General features: G+C 35.8%; 14 protein-coding genes and 3 pseudogenes. 3 read left to right on the top strand and 14 right to left on the bottom strand.

Annotation, left to right across the window (positions count from 1 at the left end; translation table 11 throughout):
• Positions 1 to 99 precede the first annotated feature (99 nt).
• From nadE to RCG21_RS21745, 4 genes and pseudogenes are all read right to left on the bottom strand, one after another.
• Positions 100 to 651: pseudogene (gene nadE, locus RCG21_RS21730) on the bottom strand (NAD(+) synthase); the annotation flags it as partial.
• Positions 652 to 854: 203 nt separating this feature from the next.
• On the bottom strand, positions 855 to 1,769 hold the full coding sequence (gene bla / locus RCG21_RS21735) for a class A beta-lactamase (RefSeq protein WP_372512771.1): 915 nt from the start codon (positions 1,767 to 1,769) through the stop codon (positions 855 to 857).
• Between the two features lie 673 nt (positions 1,770 to 2,442).
• Positions 2,443 to 4,239, bottom strand: a complete 1,797-nt coding sequence (locus RCG21_RS21740; RefSeq protein ID WP_133339796.1) for a BlaR1 family beta-lactam sensor/signal transducer — start codon at positions 4,237 to 4,239, stop codon at positions 2,443 to 2,445.
• Complete coding sequence (locus RCG21_RS21745) at positions 4,239 to 4,625, bottom strand: BlaI/MecI/CopY family transcriptional regulator (protein WP_133339798.1); 387 nt, start codon at positions 4,623 to 4,625, stop codon at positions 4,239 to 4,241. The genes RCG21_RS21740 and RCG21_RS21745 overlap by 1 nt, the downstream gene beginning before the upstream one ends.
• 341 nt (positions 4,626 to 4,966) lie before the next feature.
• On the opposite strand from RCG21_RS21745, the gene RCG21_RS21750 reads away from it, so the two are divergent.
• A complete protein-coding gene (locus RCG21_RS21750; protein ID WP_133339800.1) occupies positions 4,967 to 5,971 on the top strand; it encodes a DUF3231 family protein in 1,005 nt (334 codons plus the stop codon).
• Between the two features lie 323 nt (positions 5,972 to 6,294).
• Here RCG21_RS21750 and RCG21_RS21755 read toward each other — a convergent pair whose 3' ends face one another.
• The 7 genes from RCG21_RS21755 to RCG21_RS21785 all read right to left on the bottom strand — a co-directional run bounded on the left by RCG21_RS21755 (position 6,295) and on the right by RCG21_RS21785 (position 11,047).
• Positions 6,295 to 7,164 carry an AraC family transcriptional regulator gene (locus tag RCG21_RS21755; protein WP_133339802.1) on the bottom strand — a complete coding sequence of 290 codons (870 nt, stop codon included), beginning with the start codon at positions 7,162 to 7,164 and terminating at the stop codon, positions 6,295 to 6,297.
• Between the two features lie 336 nt (positions 7,165 to 7,500).
• Complete coding sequence (locus tag RCG21_RS21760) at positions 7,501 to 8,073, bottom strand: suppressor of fused domain protein (protein WP_133339804.1); 573 nt, start codon at positions 8,071 to 8,073, stop codon at positions 7,501 to 7,503.
• 191 nt (positions 8,074 to 8,264) lie between these two features.
• Entirely contained in the window at positions 8,265 to 8,756 is a 492-nt protein-coding gene (locus tag RCG21_RS21765; RefSeq protein WP_133339805.1) for a YxiF family protein, read from the bottom strand.
• Between the two features lie 370 nt (positions 8,757 to 9,126).
• Complete coding sequence (locus RCG21_RS21770) at positions 9,127 to 9,459, bottom strand: cupin domain-containing protein (RefSeq protein WP_133339807.1); 333 nt, start codon at positions 9,457 to 9,459, stop codon at positions 9,127 to 9,129.
• A gap of 142 nt (positions 9,460 to 9,601) precedes the next feature.
• A complete protein-coding gene (locus RCG21_RS21775) occupies positions 9,602 to 10,156 on the bottom strand; it encodes a cysteine hydrolase family protein (RefSeq protein ID WP_133339809.1) in 555 nt (184 codons plus the stop codon).
• Positions 10,157 to 10,308: 152 nt separating this feature from the next.
• Positions 10,309 to 10,611: a DUF3784 domain-containing protein gene (locus tag RCG21_RS21780; RefSeq protein ID WP_133339811.1), complete on the bottom strand. Its 303-nt coding sequence runs from the start codon at positions 10,609 to 10,611 to the stop codon at positions 10,309 to 10,311.
• Positions 10,612 to 10,816: 205 nt separating this feature from the next.
• A complete protein-coding gene (locus tag RCG21_RS21785) occupies positions 10,817 to 11,047 on the bottom strand; it encodes a hypothetical protein (protein WP_308913766.1) in 231 nt (76 codons plus the stop codon).
• A 299-nt stretch (positions 11,048 to 11,346) separates the two neighbouring features.
• On the opposite strand from RCG21_RS21785, the pseudogene RCG21_RS21790 reads away from it, so the two are divergent.
• Positions 11,347 to 12,582, top strand: a pseudogene (locus RCG21_RS21790) (IS110 family RNA-guided transposase).
• Positions 12,583 to 12,921: 339 nt separating this feature from the next.
• On the opposite strand, the gene RCG21_RS21795 reads toward RCG21_RS21790, so the two are convergent.
• Together RCG21_RS21795 and RCG21_RS33780 are read right to left on the bottom strand one after the other, a co-directional pair.
• Positions 12,922 to 13,326, bottom strand: coding sequence for a hypothetical protein (locus RCG21_RS21795; protein ID WP_308913767.1), 405 nt, complete (start codon positions 13,324 to 13,326; stop codon positions 12,922 to 12,924).
• 175 nt (positions 13,327 to 13,501) lie between these two features.
• Positions 13,502 to 13,924, bottom strand: a pseudogene (locus RCG21_RS33780) (DUF4279 domain-containing protein).
• Positions 13,925 to 14,272: 348 nt separating this feature from the next.
• Here RCG21_RS33780 and RCG21_RS21810 point away from each other — a divergent pair.
• Complete coding sequence (locus RCG21_RS21810; RefSeq protein WP_308913770.1) at positions 14,273 to 14,833, top strand: DUF420 domain-containing protein; 561 nt, start codon at positions 14,273 to 14,275, stop codon at positions 14,831 to 14,833.
• 302 nt (positions 14,834 to 15,135) lie between these two features.
• Here RCG21_RS21810 and ltrA read toward each other — a convergent pair whose 3' ends face one another.
• Positions 15,136 to 16,569, bottom strand: coding sequence for a group II intron reverse transcriptase/maturase (gene ltrA, locus RCG21_RS21815; protein WP_133340727.1), 1,434 nt, complete (start codon positions 16,567 to 16,569; stop codon positions 15,136 to 15,138).
• Positions 16,570 to 17,096 lie beyond the last annotated feature (527 nt).

Here is a 17,096-nt window from a genome sequence, read left to right on the forward strand (position 1 = left end):
AGCAGATAAAGAGTCCTGTTCTTCGATTGTTTCCTTGTTTTTGAGATTATGATGATTTTGGATTAGTGCTCATAATATCCGCTACAATTTGCTTTTTATTCATTTCCACCAAGTATCAAACATCGACACTGGGAGTCTTCGTTTGTGTTCGGTAGCGAGATATCGATTCTCGATTTTCTCCTCTATCCCTTTTGAAACGCTCTTTCCTTCCAGATAATCATCCAATTCTTCATAAGTGATGTCTAGTTCCGTTTCGTCTTCTTGCTGAGGCGTACCATCCAAAAGGTCTGCCGTCGGTTTTTTCAAATACAGCTTTTCTGGAGCTTTTAATTCTTTCAAAAGTGCTTTTCCTTGACGCTTTGTCAAACCGCTTAAAGGGAGGATATCGGCTCCGCCGTCACCGAATTTCGTGAAGAAACCTGTAACCGCTTTTGCAGCGTGATCCGTGCCAATCACTAATAAACCGTGCATTCCGCATATTGCATATTGAGCGATCATGCGCATCCGTGCCTTCACATTCCCTTTGTTAAAATCGGACAACGGCTCGCCTTCCATTTCTACATATTTTTTTGCGAATTCTTCTACTGGTGAAAAAATATTGTATGTCAGGATTTCATCTGGTTGGATATATTTCAACGCTATTTGTGCATCATGATAAATCCTTCTCTAAAGAGTAAAAGGGGGCAAAAGAGAGTATACAGCCCTTGCTTAAATGATGTCATATTTCTATTATTGTAAAGCAAAAATATCAGTCATCACATACTAACCTTTCTAATGATTGTATATGATGACTGATGATAAGCCTGTTCACTGATGCAATCGAGAATTAATGATGAGTAAATTTATTTATCTCTTCACTTCAGAGCGTTAAGTGCGACCTTGGCAGCTTCTGCAATAAGCGTATTGTCATAGGTGGCATTCTGTGTATCGCGGCTAGATAGAACTGCGATGACAATGGGAGCTCTATTCGGCGGCCAAACAATCGCAATGTCATTCCGCGTTCCATAGCTTCCTGCCCCGCTCTTATCATCGACTTCCCAACCTGTTGGTGCGCCAGCACGAATCAATGCATTTCCAGTGGTATTTCCCCGCATCCAATCTGTCAGGATCTTACGTTTTTCAGCAGGGAGCAAGTCGCTAACTGCGAAAGCCTTGAGGCTCGTAGCAAGCGCTTTTGGTGTGCTTGTGTCACGTGTATCTCCTGGAACAGCTGAGTTCAAATCCGTCTCGTACCGATCAACTTGGGTAACGTTATCTCCAATCTTCCTCAATGCTGTTTCAAATCCCTCAGGGCCTCCCAGTTTCTCTAATAAAAGGTTCCCTGCGGTGTTGTCGCTATGTCGAACAGCAGCCTCAATAACTTCCCGAAGAGTCATCCCGGTATCTATGTGAAGCTGTGTGATGGGTGAATATGGAACTATGTCCTCGCTATTGTATGTGACTAGCTCGTCGAGTTGACCAATTGAGTAATGCTGCAGCAATGCACCTGCGGCTAGAGCTTTGTAAGTAGATGCAAAAGCGAACCGCTCTTGAGATCGATAGGAGACTTTCCTATTTGTACCTGTATCAATAGCGTAGACTCCGACCCGGGCATCATATTTGTTCTCGAGTTCTGCAAACTCACGGTGTGTTTGGTGCGCTGGTGTTTTTGTGACTGCCTTTTCGGACTTGTCAGAAAGGTTATGGGTGCTCATCGACCAACCGGTGAGGGGTACAATTGCAACCACTAGCAAAAGCAGGGCAAATATAAAATTATTTTTGCTGAAAATATCATTTGTTTTCCTCAAGATCTTAACCTCTTTCTATTAAAATTAGATGTCCTGAAAATAGAATAAGCGGGTTTAATCATTATGTTTTAATTAACACCGATCGGCTATTAACCAACAGATTCTAAAAATTGTGTATTACACTCAGATTCAATTCCATTATTTATGCAACGAAAAATTTATTCCGTTAGCAGCTTATTTAACCATCTTCAATATCATTTTCATAACCTTATTCTGCCCCGAAATGCTGGGGGAGAATTTCCTCCTTTCTTCAATTTGAAACATGTGTAAGATTAGATTACACACAAAGTACTACATATGTAGTATTTGGTTACGCATGTAATACTACACGTGTAATAAAAAGATGTCAATATCATTTTATAGTTAGCTGTCCTTTTTCATTAAGGTCAAAATATGCCCGAAAAACCCGCTGGCTGATGATATTAGCTGCACTGTGTGGCTGAGCATAACCATCACGGTAGGCATTTGGTACAATAACGGCAATGGCAATCTCGGGATCATTGAATGGAGCATAACCAGCAAAAGAAAGATTTCAAAACGCATCAGCCCTTTCATTTTGGGAAGTTTGTGTACAAGGTCATTAAAATATTACAATCGTAGTATTTGGTCCAAAAAAGTCCCAAAAAGGTGGGGTAATCCTTTCTGGGGTTAATTATTAATATATCTTTTTATGATGCAGGATCTGCTTGGCAATCTCCGCTGCCTTGCTTCCTAGAGCCTGTCCATTCATATTTTGAATATTAATGGCAAAATAAAAACTTTCATCACCTTTATCGACAAAGCCAACAAACCAGCCATTTACATTCTTTCCATTAATCATGCCGGTTCCCGTTTTACCATACAACCGTCCATTCTTTTGGACATCGATTAAAATTGCCTTTTTTACCGCTTTGATATTTTCCGCTTTAAAATCCCATTGATTTTCTACTAATTGGGATAATAATTGGACTTGTTCAATGGGTGATATTTTTAAGGAAGATTCCATCCAGTAACTATCCAAATTCCCTGAAAGATCCTCATTCCCGTATTTTATTTTGTGAAAATAATCTTGCAGCTGCTTTCTCCCTACCTCCCGATCGGTATTTTGGAAATACCAATTAACTGAACGGCTTAAGGCAGTCGCTAAATTTTGATTTTGATTCCATTCTGAATAGGGATAAATTTTCCCGTCCCAAACCTGTTCATTGTTATTCGCGGAAATCACATTGGATTCCAATGCAAATAAGGCAGAATATATTTTATAGGTACTATCAGGAGAAATCCTCTGTTTACTCATCTCTCGATTATAAATTTGATATTGGTTTTTAGAGGGATCATATAAAACAAAGCTTCCCTTGTAGCCCTTAAAATAGGAGCTTAGATTTTCATAGACCGTATTATTGCCGCTAAATCGATACACATTATCTGGGCTGGCAATAACGGTAGTGATTGGAGCAAGCAATAGCACAACAATTCCTAAAACAGCGAAGATGACCTTGCTTTTCCATTTCAATAATAGAGAATCACTAGAGAAGCTTGCAATGCACTGGATTCTTTGTGTGATTTGTTTTTTTGTGCCACCTATACCTGGAGCAAAATGTTCAAGGGTACGATCATATTTTTTATCTGCAAACCGAATGATGGTATGCCCATATTCGATATATCCGATCTCATCCAAGAGATCTAAAACGGAAGCATCACAGGCTAATTCCCGATCGAATCGAATCCTTTTTAAGGCATACCAAACGAACGGGTTAAACCAATAAATAATACGAAACAACCACATGACGTAATTCACGAACAGATCCTTGCTTTTATGATGGTGCAGCTCGTGCAAAAACACGTACTTTAATTCATTTAACGAGAATGCTTCTCCCGTTTTGCTTGGTAAAAAAATATAGGGTTGAAAAATCCCCACCGTGATAGGCGAGGTAATAAGAGAGGTCTCCTGCAGCCTTATGTTTCTTTTCACCCCAACCAACTCTTTGCACGCTTCTAATAGTTCATTTAACTTTTGGTTATGAACAGCCGCAGCTGACTTTTTCATCTGATAGATTTGATAGTTTGAATAAACAGCAGTCCCAACAAAAAGAACCACTCCAATGACCCAAACTGTAAAAAATGTATGGTAGACGAAATCGGGCGTTGACTTGTTTACCGATACCGTGAAATCATGTAATAAATCGCTGTTTGGCGCCTGAGAGGCATCCACTCCATTAATTCTTTCACTCTTCGATGGCGCGTCTCTATGAAAAAAAAGTAAGCTTTTAAAATAGCGCGTTCCTTCTCCAAGGCGAAAATAATTCCAAGGTATAAAGGTAGCAAGGATTGGAATGCAAAGAAAATACCAAATATGATAATGTGCTTTCACCGTCATATGATTGTTTAATAGCTTTTTGATTAACAGAATGATGACAATAAGGAGGGATACCACGATTGTACTAACTAAAATCCGCAGCAACATGGTATCCATTATTTTTCCCCTTTCTTGTCTCTCATGGATAATATTTTCTTTAATTCCGAAATATCTTCATTAGATAACTTATCATTTTCAATAAAATTTAATATCATTGAATTTAACGTGCCGCCGAAAAACTGCTGCAGAAAGGATTTACTTTTTTGCTCAACATATTCGTGCTTTTCAACCAGTGAAGAATAAATAAACACTCGGCCATCTTTTCTTGCGTGTAAAGCCCTTTTCTTAACTAGGCGCGCCAGCATGGTGTGGATGGTATTTGGCTTCCAATCACTCTTATTCGATAATTTCTCCACTACCTCAGGAGTCGAAATTGGCTCAAAGTTCCATATAACCTTCATCACTTCATATTCTGCTTCTGATATTTGTGGAATATCTTTCATGATAGCCCTCCTACTTTTACAACTGTAGTATTTATTATAGCAAGAGGGTCCAAAAACATAAAGAAATTGCCGTGACTTTAGCCTATGGTAAATAATCCCCTTTGCATGCTGAGGATATATTTTGATACCATTCACCGCAGAGATTGCCCACTTCCTTCTTTCACTAAACTGCTCCGTTAGCTGAAAAAGAAAAAGCCACCAAAAATGGCAGCAGATCTTCAACTCTTGCACCCGTTAGTTCAACAAGAAACTTCTCAACTATTATCATCTAAAAGGTTTAAGTTCAAGGAAACGCATATCTATTTCTGTGTCAGTAAAAAATACGGAAGAGGTGAGAACAAATGGAAAATGATAATTTAAAACTTACATCTTCCGAAATAGGAACACTATGGGGGGAGTATGTTAACGGAACTATGACCGAGATAGTAAATAGGTATATGATTTCTATTTTGGAAGACGAATCAATAAAAAAAGTTTTTGAAATTGCCATTGAGACATGGGAAAAGCAAAAGAAGAATCTTGTTTCCTTCATTGAGAAAGAGGGATTTCCAGTTCCTATTGGATTTACTGAGTCCGACCTTAATAAAGGTGCAAAGAGATTGTTTTCTGACACATTCTGCTTAAATTATTTACATATTATGACTATACATGGTTTGTTGGGTCATACAACTGCTTTTAGTGTTTCTGTCAGAAAGGACCTACGGGAATTTTACAATTCATGTGATAATGATGCAAAAAGTATGTACGATTTAACCATTGAGTTATTGCTTAAAAAAGGAAAATTCCAAAGAGACCCCTATTTTTATCCTAACGAAAGCCCTGAATTTATATCTACCAAAGATTTTACTGATGGATTCTTCGGAAAAGGGAGAGTATTATCTGCTACAGAAATAATCAGTATTTCTCTTAACATTAAAAAGAGCATTATGGCAAAAACTCTTTCAATCGGATTCAGTCAAGTCACTGAATCGGAAGAAATAAGAAAGTTTTTTGAGGAATTAGAAAAAAAGGCAGATGAAAACATACAAGCCCTGTCAAAAATTATGCACAAGGATAATTTGCCAATACCAATGTCGTGGGAATCAGAGGTTACAACGTCAAAAGACTCTCCTTTTTCAGATAAATTAATGTTGTATCATATGGGTTTCTTGGCTCAAACTGCACAAGTATATTACGGGACAGGTCTAGCATCAGCCATGCGAACAGACCTAGCTGTAGTTTATGAAAAATCAATTCTAAAAACATTAGCATTGACAAAAAACTGGTTCGATATTATGGTGAAAAACAAGTGGTTAGAACAGCCACCACTTGCTCCCAATAGAAAAGAACTTGCACAAGATAAATAAGATATACCCTTCATTAGTGAGGGGTATATCTTTAATTAACTTTTTAATTTAAGGGATAATTTCAATATAAAGTAGTTATTTCCTTCTTCAACTCCCTGCCCTTTTAGTGCCACAAGAAAAAAGGATCGCCTCAGCCATCCCAATCTTTAACTCTTGCACCCTATAGTTTAAGTGAAATACTTCACAAACACTTATCTTCTCGCTTTAAATCCGTTGATTCTTCGTAACTTTCCATACCTGAATCTACTCAGTATTTACCGCGAATTTTACAAGAAAGGTGCCTTGGCAACCCTTTATTATTCACCTATTATTGGACATTTAATTTACCTTTGCTTTAAAGGAATCCATATCTCAGAATATAAGTCCTCACTTGAAGGGTCTTCATCTGAATACACTTCTAATTCAGGGGTTCCAGCGTGCTCATACGCATTAGATGGAAACCACTCTTGATAAATCTGCTTCCAGACTCTAGGCATAGCATCTGGCATTGGCCCGTGGACCTCAAAAACTGCCCACTTGGAAGATGGAATGTCAAGGATTTCTAAACCGTCAGGTGTTTCACCTACGTATTCCGTAGCTATCCAATAATCAATTAATTGGTCACCTTGGTACTCCTTTTTAGTAACACACACACCAAGGATACCCTCTATTTTTCCGTTGTTTATCTTAAATAATAATTCATTTGTTCCGTCTTTATGGACTTCACCCCACATTTTAGGTATTCCTTTTATGTTGTCATCATTCAAGGTAGAAAACTCTTTTTTTACACCCACTACCTGAAAACTTTCTCTTTCCACAATTTTATACTTCATCGGCTCTGCCCCTTTCAGACTCACCTGGATTACCAGGCGGTTATAAGAATTAAGGATTCCTTTATTAGACCGTGCTTCTCTGGGTGTTATCCCGTGCTGCCTGCGAAATGCTTTTGAAAATGCTTCAGGAGTTTCATAGCCATATTTGAAGGCAATATCAATGATTTTGTTATTTGTATTAGAAAGTTCCTGTGCAGCTAAGGTTAAACGTCTTCGTCGTAAATATTCACCAACTGAAATATCAGTTAAAATCGTAAAAGTTCGTTGAAAATGAAAAACAGATGCTTTGGCCTCCTTTGCTATATCTCCAATTGAAATCTCCTCTAATAAGTGTTCTTCCATAAAATCTATTGCCTTTTGTAAAGATTCAATCCACTCCATATAGCTCCTCCTTAGTTAAATAATAATAATTAAATGTAAATAAAACCTGTCATTATATGCTTTTATTAGACTGTTTTTTATTTATACAAAATGGTTTAACTTATAATAATTTTTTATTTTAATACAAGACTTTTCTCTGAAAAATACAAAAAAGGCTGCCAATGCAGCCATTTATAATTACTTCTCCATATATGAAGTGTTTTCCTTCTATGCTAATCTGAAAAGATTGTTTAATAAAAAATGGCGAAACCTTCTTGAAGTAAACTGCCCCGTTAGTCGAATAAGAAAAGGGACCGTCAACAGTCATCCCCATCTTTATCATAAGCACAATAAGATTTATATTACTGAAGTCCTTTCCAAATCAAATACATTTATTTGATATTCTTCAAATAGCTGTTCTAAAGCCTTCATCCCGTTATTATCCGCAAATTGTTTTTCTTCTTCCGAAATTGGAATTGCCATTAACCAAGCCACTTGTTTTTTCTTGAACTTTATTGTTTTCAACGTATCTTCCCAAAGAAAAGGAGATAAAAATAAAATATGTTTCATAGGACTATCAGGCAGATACATATCAATTACGTTCTTAAAAATCGTTCCAAATGAACATTCAAATTTAGAATTAATAATATTGAATGCACAAGTTGCTAAAATATTGGGGAAGCATTCAAAATCACTTGCCCCCACCAATTCAACCCTTAAAGGTAACCTGTTTCCCTCGTAGCCAATAGAAAAATCGGATAAACCAAGCGTAGAATAAGATAAGATACTTTCAAAATTTTTGTCTTCACAAGAAAGAATATCGACTGAACTCTTATGGTTATCATCATAATATTTAAAAACATTAGGCTTTCCTTCAAATGCTTTAACAGCTGTTTGTGCAAGTATTTTGTTTTCTTCTGATACACTCATTAAAATATCCCCAATACTTTTTGTTTCATCAATTTTATCATCAACGACTATCTAACCGTCAGGTAAAAAAACAAATAAGTTCGCACCAGTACCGTCTCAGTAAAATAATCCTTCTTTAAGTAACCTGCCCCGTTTGTTCAATAAGAAAGGAGTTGTCGCCAAAGCAACTCCTTTTACAACTTTTGCCACCATTATTTGAACAAACCCCATATAGTAAGGATATCCCAATATTCAAACCCTTCAATACAAATTCCAAAATTAAATGTCGGTTCAACAACGACAAAATCAAATTCACCATTTGAATATCCACTAAAATTAACTATCCAATTAATATCTCTAAAGATGTCTTCTAAACTTAAAATAATTGCACCTGTATCAAGATAATTTAAATGAAACAAAATAACTTGGTTCTCTTGAAGCTGTTTAGGAATTTTCTTACATAGTATTCTTAGCTGATTTACAGCTTTATAGGTGCTATGTTCAAACTTAGATTCCTCTTTATTTTCACCAAGGTTATCTATTTTGTTAAATAATTTTCTAAGTAAATCATAGGAATATTGAGGTTCAATAAATGAATCAAGATTTAAATGAATTTCTTTAGTTTTCATATCTTTAATTATATTATTTCTTTTACTCTTCATTTGAAGTAACTTAATCTTTTCCTTGCGTTCGTTTATATCCATTAAAGCATTCCCCTCTAACGAACATATTTATTGATTTTATTTTAACAAAAAACAAGGTTGCTTCTTCAACTATCCTGCCCGTTAGTGGAACAAGCAAAAAAGGCTACCGCAGCAGCCCAATCTTATTTAACTCTTGCACCCTATAGTTTAAGTGAAAATCTTCACAATGTTTTGTGTAAGAGCATATAAAAAAGACGCCTTCTTACTAAAGAAAAGCGCCCGATTGTTGAATAAGGGAATTAAAATATTTGCACCATCAGTACACTTTATAACTTCTGTATTGACTTCAATAAAAAAGCATCGAAAAAATGGCAGCTGATTTTTTGCTCTTGACCCGTTAATGAAATAAATACGTAGTATTTGCAGTTAGCTATCCGTTAATATTAGTACTGGACTTTTCAAAACATAAGTTAACTGTTCGTTCATTTGAACTAGTTCGATGCATTGTATTAGCAGGAACAGTAAATATTTCACCTGGTTTTAATGATACTGTTTCATTGTTTTCTAAGTCTATAAATAGTTCACCTTCTAATACATAAAATAATTCATCACAATCCTCGTGCTTATGCCAATGAAATTCCCCATTTATAACGGCTATTCTAAGTGCGTGATCATTAACTTCACTTACGATAAAATTTGTATATTCAGTTTTGTCTTGGATTAATTTATGAAGATTAAAAACTTCTAATTGACCTATTTTCATGCTTTTTCCCCTTTAGAAATTTAATTCTTAATAATACTAAATTCGACAACCATTTGGAATTAACTCTTCAACAATTCTGCCCTTTACTTGAATAAGAAAACGGCATTCCCCATTATTGAAGTAATGCCCTCGTTTAAGACGTTTAGTTACTAAATTTATTAATTAATTTCTCTGTTGTAAGTACCGTAGCAAATTCATTATGTAATGTAGCTAAAGATACATTATGGATAGTTTCAGCATTATAATAAGTGTTATTTTGGTCCTTCATACCAAAGGCTGCAGTTGCATCTGAAATCAGGTAAGTTTTGAAACCTAAATTTCCGCTCATTCGAGTGGTTGTAGATACACAATGAGGTGTAGTTAAACCAGTTATAACTACTGTTGATATTTGATTTTCTCTTAAATACTCTTCTAAATTAGTACCAATAAAACTACTATTTACTTTCTTAGTTATAATTACTTCTCCATTAATAGGTTTAACCATTTCTTTAAATTCAAATCCCTCATTCTTAGGGTAAAAAACCGAAGAAGGGGTATCAGACATATGCTGTATGTAAATAACTCTCCAATTTTTTTCTCTCCAAAACTTTAATATATTGCTAATATTTTTTTCTGCGTTTAGATTATTTCGTTCTCCCCATTTTTTATCATCAAATGCTTTTTGTACATCTATAATAATTAAAGCAATTTCACCCATTTTTTTCCTCCAAGATTTAATGCATTACATTCTAATATACAGATAACACTTTGTAAATAAAATTCCTTCTTGAACTAAATGGCCCAATTCATTAAGAAGAGCGCATTTCTTATTCTAGAAATGCGCCCTTTTCTGGAAAAAGAATCTTCTTATCACTTAATCTGAAAATAAGGAAGGGTATGAAAAAGGGAGCCTAAAACAGCTAAAAAAACTACAACACCTACATAAACATATATTACAAAAGAACCAAATATCGTTATCAAAATAGGAAAAAATAGAGATAAGACACCAATTATAGCAGTAATGATACCGACTCTTTTTGCCAATTTGTCCTTATCGCCAAAAAAATTATTGTCACTATATCCGATAATAAGAAAAAGCATTTTCTTTTTCCAAATTAAATAAGAAATAATTAAGAAGACGGCAGCTATACAGAAACTGGTTAATAAATTCATTATCACACCTCACATTAAAGGTATTTTTGGGGGCTCCTATATTCTTATATTTTACCATAATTGTCCAGTCCCTTTCGACTTTTACTCCACATAATGGCCCGATTGTTGAAAAAAAGCTAATGGCGATTGTTCAACTAAACTGCCCCTTTAGTGCAATAAGAAAAAGCTGCCACAATGACAGCTTGATCTACAACTCTTGCACCCGTTACTTCAATAAGCCTAGTTCCTCTTTGGCAAGTTTAATTGCAATCTGTACTGTATCAGTTATTGTCGTAGTTTGGGTTATTTCTTGCCAAAACTCTTCCCAAGTATCGCCTTCTTCATCAATACACTCAGGAAAGCATTTAAAAAAACGGATTTCAAAAATCTTACTTTTTTTAAAAATAACAGCCTTATGATTTTTGCTATCCGAAAAAATCTCTTTACCAATTTCCATCGTTATTCTCCATTTACAGCTTTAGAATATTTTTTTATTAAAGCACCCTTTCGTATTATAAGGTCAGCCAGATATTTCTGGTTGACCAATTTTTATTTGGTTTTATTATAACGGTAGCCGGGGTAGAACGTAAGCACCCGTGGGACTTAGAACCCGTCAAGTAAACCGTTCGCCCCCTACTTGCTTAAACATGATTTGGCTGGTTGGGACATAGATCTCGTATAACAAGCGAAGCTATGATACTGCAAGAAGGAATTAGGGGTACCGGTGATTTAATTATAGGAGGAGGAGATTTATCGATGAATCCAGTCGTTGGTCTGGATATAGCAAAAGGTGAAAGTCAGGTTCAAGCTTTCTTGGATAAGAAAAAACCATACAAAAGTAGTTTTAAAGTTTCACATAAACTTGAGGGATTAGATACTTTACATCAATTTCTTAGAGAAATTGAGAACTTAACAGGGGTTAAACCTCCAATTGTTCTTGAAGCTACAGGGCATTATCATACACCCGTTGTTCAGTATTTTTAGGACAGAGATTATTTATTAATAATTATAAATCCTCTTGTCTCCTATCGAGCCAAGAGCTCAAGTTTACGGAAAGTAAAGACAGATAAAATCGATGCTAATCATCTCTGTAAGTTGTACTATAAAGAGGATTTAGAGCCCTATAAAAAACGTGGAATACATCTCTTAAACCTTCGTAATCTTACAAGACAACACGAAAACATAACAGGAATATATGTACAAGCCAAACTACAATTTCAAGCAGTTCTTGATCAGGTTTTCCCTGAATATGTAGGTGTTTTTGGGGATTTATATTCTGTTGTTTCTTTACTAACTTTATTAGATTATCCTACATCTAACGATGTCTTAGAAGAAGGAGAAGAAATGATAACAGCTAGAATCAAAGAGCACTGTAAAAGTCGCTCTCACAAATGGGCAAATACTAAGGCAAAGGAACTTATAGATGCGGCAGCTAGGAATCCTTTTCAGAGGACTTTATATAAAAGCCATATTTTAACCCTAAAAATGTATATTAATATGCTTTTAGAATACCAAAAACACCTATCTACGTTTCAGGCTGAGATAGATGCTTTAGCAAAAGAACTTATAGAATATAAGATTATCCAATCAATCCCTGGTATCGGAGAAAAAATCGCGGCAATGATTATTTCCGAAATCGGTGAGATTGATCGGTTTAATCACCCTAAAAAACTTGTAGCCTTTGCCGGAATTGATCCCAGTATCTTTGAGTCTGGAAGGTTCAAAGGAACCGTAAACAGAATAACAAAAAGAGGATCAAGTAGGCTAAGGCGTGCCTTATATTTGGCTGTAAAATGCGCTATTCGTGATTGTCGTAAAAAGAAAACAACCAAAGAAATCATTCCACGCAACAAGAGGTTAAGAGAGTTCTATGATAAGAAACGCGAAGAAGGAAAACTTTATAAAGTAGCTGTAATCGCTTGTGCCAATAAGCTCTTACACTGGATTTACGCACTTTTAAAAACCAACACTACTTTCCAAGATATCGCTTAATTTATAAATAAAACCAAACAATACAAAACCTTCCAAAAGTCGAATCTAGGAGGGTTGTTTGGCATGCGCATTTTTAGTATAACATAAAAAATTTTAAGCTTTTATTGAAAAATGTTGACAAACTATTAGCTGGTTTAGTTGAAGAACAATTATTGTATTAGTATTTTTGGATAATCTTTGGCAGTTGCATTAAATTTACTGACACCCAATCGTTTTTGTACCTTTTTTTCCAAATCCGCTATTGTTCGGTCGAAGGGGTCTTCAGTCAATTGAGATATAATCCCATTATTATTAAATCCTTTTAATTTTTGCCAAGGAATGTCATAAAGAGAATTTCCGTTATTTAAGAATAGCTTCGAAACAGTCCACTAACCCTTCAAACAATGGCAATATATCATTCTTTATTTGATTAAATACTTTTTTATTCAAATAAATGGTTAGATAGTTCAGACTTAGTTCAGTCGGGTGCAACCACCAATGAGTTTGACACCAATATCCCTTACTCTTTCCAAGCATTCCGCCTGATTTGCCAATCATTTTGTTAGTTTCGAAATCATATATTCCAGGTTCTTCTGTCGTCCACATACCAATAGCATCTTCCATTGAAAATGATTTTTTTACTGGTTCGAATAATCCTATTTTTTCAATATTTAATCCACTTTGGTCCATTAAATCAAAGAAATTTTTTGCGTATTTTTCAGTACCAATATGCTTGATTGAATAAATGCTGATATAAATTCCCATCGTACCACCTCATTACAAATAAGCCATTTCTGTTATTTTTTACTATTTCTATATTCAAATTTAAAAGTCCTTCTTCAAGTAACCTGCCCCGTTAGTGGAACAAGAAAAAGGCTGCCGAAGCAACCCAATCATTAACTCTTGCACCCGATAGTTGTAGAAGAAAAAATGGAATTTATTAATTTTCAACTTCTCCATACGAAATAATATGGACTTCAAATCTAATATTTAAGTCAGCTAATGCTTGTAGAGTCTCGGGATGTAATTCAAACCCCAATTGTCCTAAATTTGAGCTTAGACCAAAATATATATAGGCATCATAAATTTCAGCGATTTCACTGATAAAAGCCTTATAAGGCAATAGTGTGTCTAAAAATTCCCCTAACACTTGATTTAATTCCTCGTTATTTTTAAATTTCATCTGATAGCTCCAATAAGAATCCTTCATTTTTATCTATTTGGTAAGTAATTCACCTTTTCTTTTAACGCTTGAAGGTTTAAGGTTTAACTTCTTTGTTATTTCATCAGGGACTAAATCTACACCACGAATAATGAAACTAAATGATCCTGCGACAAAACTCTCTTCCATTCCTAAACACATCCCCAGAAAACATAATAATTAAATTTCTCCGAACGAGTACCAAAATCCTTGTTCAACTATACTGCCCCTTTAGTTCAACAAGAAAGAGCTGCCACGATGACAGCTCAGATCTTAAACTCAAGCACCCTATAGTTTAAGTACAATTCTTCACAATCTTAATTTTACCCGTTTCCTGTAACTAAAGCTCTTTTCTCAAATTCATTTTTGGCAGTTGTGCCTGATGATTGGATCCAGCGACTTTTTCCTCTTAGAAATGACAGTGATTTATTAATATACTATAATGCACATATGAATAAGCAATTCATATAGGTTTTTTACATACAAAAAAATAATGAGGTATTGATTCCCATGACACAAACGAATAATCAACAGTACAATCAGAAAAGCAATAAAAACTTTGCTGTGCTAATTATTTCCACTTCCGTCATTGCCAATATTATAATTCTGGCGCTGTTCTTTACGAACATAGGTTATAAAGGAAAAGTAACCTGGGATGTAAATATTTTACCCCGGCTGAATGCCATCTTTAACAGCTTTACATTCATTTTTTTAGTCGCTGCTTTCATTGCAATTATGAAAAAAAATGTAAATGTGCATAAAGGCTTAATTCTGGCAGCTTTTTCTTCCACTTTTTTATTTTTAATTTCATACCTGACCTTCCATTATATATCTCCTGAAACAGCAAGATATGGGGGGCATGGTGCCATTAGAACGATTTATTTCATTATTCTCATTACACACAGCTTTTTAGCTGCCATCATCGTGCCGATTGCGCTTTTTGCTCTTGTATGGGGATGGACGATGCAAATTACAAAACACAAAAAAATTGTCCGGTGGGCAATGCCCATCTGGCTGTATGTAAGTATAACCGGCGTTATCGTTTACTTAATGATGGTACCTTACTATTAAGAGGAACTCCCTGATATGTTTCATGTTGGTCATGAACATAACTGGAATAAGGAGAAATCTCCGCACAAAAAGCTTGGGAAACTCCCCAAGCTTTTTGCCTTTAATTTTCTACACAAATATATTAAATGCTATCAATTTCATCTAAGAAAATACCTGTTCTAAATCTATATTGTCCTTATTCCACTAAACTGCCCCGTTAAGTCGAATAAGAGAAAGTAGGGAAACCTCTCTCGAGGCTTCCCCCTTATCAAACCGTACGTGCCCTATTAAGGCATACGGCTTACCAAATGTTACAATGTTTATCAAGAGGATGCATTCCAGGCATTTTGCATCTTTTGTAAGCGATGAGGGGTAAAATATTCCTCACCTTTTTCTTTTGCTCTTTTGACTTTGTATTGGAATCTTCTTTTTGCAGATTTACTCATATCGCTTAGGTATTGTTCTATAGTGTATCCGTAGGCTTTATTTAGATAAAGCCAATAGGATGGGATTAGTTTAATCTTTAAAAAGAATTCGTTATTCCAAAGGGTATTCATTCTCATACCTTTTCTTTGGGTTGGGTGCTTATGGATTAACGCAACACGCAGTCTTTTTCTTATATATCCATCAATTCGCTCAAGAATTTTCCTTATCCATCGAGTTCTACAGTGACTCTTTTGTCCGTATTCTTCGTTTGCTTTTACCGCTTTGATAATAGTCACATAGTAATTTACCTTACCTCTAATAATAGGATTTACCCGATTTATCCATTCTTCTTTGCTAAGAGTTAGGGATTTCCTAGTCTTTTCCTTGATTTTCAATCGAAAATCCCTGATGGATTCTTCCTTTGGTGTAACATTAAAGAAGGGTTTATTATCTTTCCTTCTCTTTGTCCAATGATGGAATGTGAACCCTAAAAAGTCAAAGTCGTCCTTATCAAAGTTGACAACTCTGGTCTTCTCTTTAGAGATTTCCAGTCCCAACTCAGCTAACTTATTCTTAGTTAAGGTAGCCGCCTTCTTGATTTCTTCGTTTGATTTAGCAAATAACAAGAAATCATCTGCATATCTGACAAATCGAATACCATTCAAGTCCCACTCCCAGTCAAGTTCATTAAGGTATACATTTGCAAGTAGTGGTGAGATGACGCCGCCTTGAGGTGTGCCATAGTCAGAATGGATAAGTTTCCCCTCTTCCATGTGCCCAGCCTTTAACCATTGTTCAACCAAACTCAGGACCGTACGGTCTGACACATATTTCTTTAAAACCCCAATCAGTTTATTATGGGGTATATTGTCAAAGAAACCTTTTATATCACAATCGTAAATATGGTTATATCCTTGTTCAATATTCCAGAGGATTATTTGCAGGGCCCTTTGTACCCCTCGATTCGGTCTGTATCCAACCGACCAGTTATGAAACAACAAATCTTCAAATTTTGGCTGTAGTACATTTACAATACTTTGTTGAACTATGCGGTCCCCGATAGTTGGAATACCTAAAGGACGTTTCTTTCCATTCTTCTTTGGTATGTATACTCTTCTGACTGGTTGAGCTTGGTAAGTCTTTGCTCTCAATTTGTTTAGAAGTTCCATGATGTTTTCTTGTAATTTGGCATCATAACTTTCAATTGTTTCTCCGTCGATTCCTCCTGCCCCTTTGTTTGCTTTAACTTGTTCGAAGCTTTGGGTTAATTTTCGGTCAAACAATATCTGCCCATATACACTGTGTAATTTAAACTTCCACTCTTGATTCATTGCGTATTCCACGCCTTTCCTTGATGTACATTCAAACGGTTTTACCGCAGTAACATGATTGTTTACATTACACCTAGTTAATGGCTTGGAGCCATAGGTCGTTCCCCTTCCGTTCACTCGATGTTATGGTCATCGAATTACTTCCGTACTATGAGAACGTCTGACTTCTCCACCCGTTCCTCGTCATTTCGGATTACCCTTATAGACTAGAACCCTGCCTGTTTGGTGAGGTGGAGACCTCACGGGGTTATCGCATTTCCCTTCTAGACATACCCTGCACCACCACGTTATAAGTCACATTTTCTCGCTCTGACTTCTAAAGAAAATGCCCCTTTAGCGGGCTTCCTCACTTTTCGAAGAGTCGCCAACTTATCCCGCCGCCGTGCTTCACACTTATTGCATTAGGGTCTATCTAGTTGCCTACGGGTCTCTCGACTTACCGCATCTCCTTCAGACAATACCTCACGGTATTGCCCTAGATTAAGCTTCCCGAGCTAGGTCAGTCTCCTCGGAGATGGACTTTCACC

This window comes from Bacillus salipaludis (genome assembly GCF_030938565.1).
In the GTDB taxonomy this organism is placed as follows: Bacteria; Bacillota; Bacilli; order Bacillales; family Cytobacillaceae; genus Neobacillus; species Neobacillus salipaludis_A.